This window comes from Komagataeibacter sp. NFXK3 (genome assembly GCF_054182245.1).
On record NZ_JAPIVJ010000062.1, the window covers coordinates 1 to 2,451 of the forward strand.

Below are 2,451 nucleotides of genomic sequence, written 5' to 3' on the forward strand. Positions count from 1 at the left end.
ACATCAGGGCTTTCATCGCCGTCCATAACGAACAGCCCAAGCCCTTCAAATGGACCAGATCCGCCGACGACATCCTGCAGGCCGTCAAGCGATTCTGCCTCCGTACTACCAAAATCAGCGAAACTTCTCGATCAGGACACTAGGGCCAGCATACGTGTTCGATACGATGGGGAACTGATGGAACATATCCGCCGGATCTAGCGGGACAACCGTGCTGTTTATAGTGCGCGCAAGATCTGGCACGGCCTGCAGCGTGAGAAGTGGCAGGTTGCGCGTTGCACTGTCGAACGCCTGCGGGCGCCACTCGGCTATAGGCCTCCTGCCGAAGTCGAACGGGCCTTCTACGCAGATCAGAGCAGGCTTGATATCACTGCCTGATTATTGAACAAATCGTTCTCCGGTAAACCCGGGGCAGTTCATTCCCATCACGCTGTTTCCTCTGTTTGATTCCTCTTGACGTGTTGCGGTTGAAGGCGAGTTGAAGCGCTCCGGCGGCAGGGGTCAAGACAGTCTCAGAATCTCGATCTTCCCGGGTGCCGGGCCTTGATGCTGGCCGTGTCGATATAGGTCTCGACGACCTGAAGGCTTTTGTGCCGCGAGAAGCGCTTCAGCTCCAGGAGATCATACCCGTCTTTCGCCCCCGTGGTGATGGCCCCGCGGCGCAGGCTGTGCCCGCCAAAGTCCCCCTCGAGGTGGGTGTCGCCGCATCGCTTGCGGATGATGTCCGTGACCGCCCGGTCCGACAGGGCGTGCGGCCCGATCCTGGGCGGGGTCCCGACGGGAGTAGTGCCCGCCCTGCGGTCCCGCGCGGACCAGATGCGCCGGAAGACCGGACCTTCCGTGATCCCGGCCTGCCGGAGCCAGGTCTCGTATGCCAGAACCGGGCAGTTCCGGGTCAGGCCCCGCGGGATGCCGATCAGCGCGCCCTTGCGCTGGAGATCCCCCTTGGACCGGCCCAGCCGGATCTGCATGCCATCCTCGTCCACCGTAAGGTCGTCCGCTTTCAGTGCGGCAAGTTCGGAGCGTCGGAACGTACCGGCAAAACCGAGCAGAAGAATGGCCCGGTCCCGCGCACCGACCAGATCGTGGGGACTGATGGCCTCGACGACCCGGACCAGCCTGTCCCAGGTGAGCGCGGTTTTCTGGCGGGGCAGGGTCTCCTTTGCCTCCCGCCGGATGCCAGCAAGGGTTGCGGTCACCATCGGGTGGGCGGTGGGTACGGCAATCTGCGCCAGATGGTGCAGGTAGCGCAGGGCGGCACGATGCAGGTCGATGGTGCTGGTCCTGCGCCCCTGCAGCGCCATGTCGGCCAGATAGGCGGCAACATCCTCGCTGCGGGCCGGCAGGGCGGGCAGGGCATGACCGGCCGCCCAGCGACACCAGGACCGCACGGCAGCGCGATAGGTGCGCAGTGTGTTCTCGGCCTTGCTGCGGTGCATATAGGCATCGGCCGCCTGACGGGCCGTGGCCAGGCGGCCGTCATGTTCGGGTACGGGCTGTGCCGAGACGACGGAAAACCATTGCGCGACGGCAGCAGGTGGCTGGCCAACCGGCGCAGGGGGCGCTGCGTCTGCCGTCCCGGGACAGGCCCCTACGGGCTGGAGCGGCCGGAACCAGGCCAGGAAACAGGGGGTGCCATCATCGATTTCCAGCCCGACGGCCAGTTCAAACCCTGATGGGATATCGGCCACATGGTCCTGAGCCATCTGCTGGGCCGCCGACGCATACGGCACGTTCTGGGCGAGGGGGGTATCCGGGGAATAGGTACCGTCCGGCAATTCGATGCCGGCCAGACGCTGCCGCGTCAGGGGGTCAACACGGTCGTGCAGCGCGGCCTGCGCGCGCCTGCTGGCGCCGAGGATCCGGACGTCGCTCAGCATGGCAGGCTTGCCCGCGCGTATGGCCCCTGGCCGTCACTTGGGCAGCAGGGAAGGGGCACACAGACAGGCTTGGCGAAAAGGCTCGGAAACAGGCGCATTTTGGGATTTTTGTCGAAAACCCTTAATTATATTAGTGAATACCTATACATTTCAGCACGTTATTGATCCTCTTAATTATGCGAATGTCCCTTATTGGTGCGAAAAAAGCCCTTAATTACGTTACAAAGCACGATCACAGTTTTATCTACGTGTGGGTCCGCTTACGCCTCATGTCGGACATAAAAGTGGGTTGGCTCGCCTTTCGCATAACGGACATAGTCCGCGCAGTCCCCCGCTATCACTTGGAGCCGAGAGTGGGGTGATCGTTATGGGAAATAACCAGCAAGAATACAGGCGCTTAGGTTGGCCGTAGCAAGACACGCCCGAAGCCACTGGGCAGGGAGTATAATACTACGGGCTATCACCTTTGACCTATATGAGCCCATTTTCTGAGGCCGATGGATCGGATGGTCTGTGGCAGGGCGGTGAGGTTGTTCCATGCGGTGCATGCGGCTTCGATGATGTGTTCGAT

At 61.9% G+C, this 2,451-nt stretch carries 1 protein-coding gene and 2 pseudogenes; 2 read left to right on the forward strand and 1 reads right to left on the reverse strand.

Annotation, left to right across the window (positions count from 1 at the left end; translation table 11 throughout):
* Together OQZ28_RS17380 and OQZ28_RS17385 are read left to right on the forward strand one after the other, a co-directional pair.
* Positions 1–143, forward strand: a pseudogene (locus OQZ28_RS17380) (IS630 family transposase); the annotation flags it as partial.
* Between the two features lie 22 nt (positions 144–165).
* Positions 166–309, forward strand: a pseudogene (locus OQZ28_RS17385) (IS3 family transposase); the annotation flags it as partial.
* A 203-nt stretch (positions 310–512) separates the two neighbouring features.
* Here the strand turns inward: OQZ28_RS17385 and OQZ28_RS17390 are convergent.
* The gene (locus OQZ28_RS17390) at positions 513–1,880 is read right to left on the reverse strand and encodes a tyrosine-type recombinase/integrase (protein ID WP_053324182.1); all 1,368 of its coding nucleotides are present in this window, start codon (positions 1,878–1,880) and stop codon (positions 513–515) included.
* Positions 1,881–2,451: the final 571 nt, after the last annotated feature.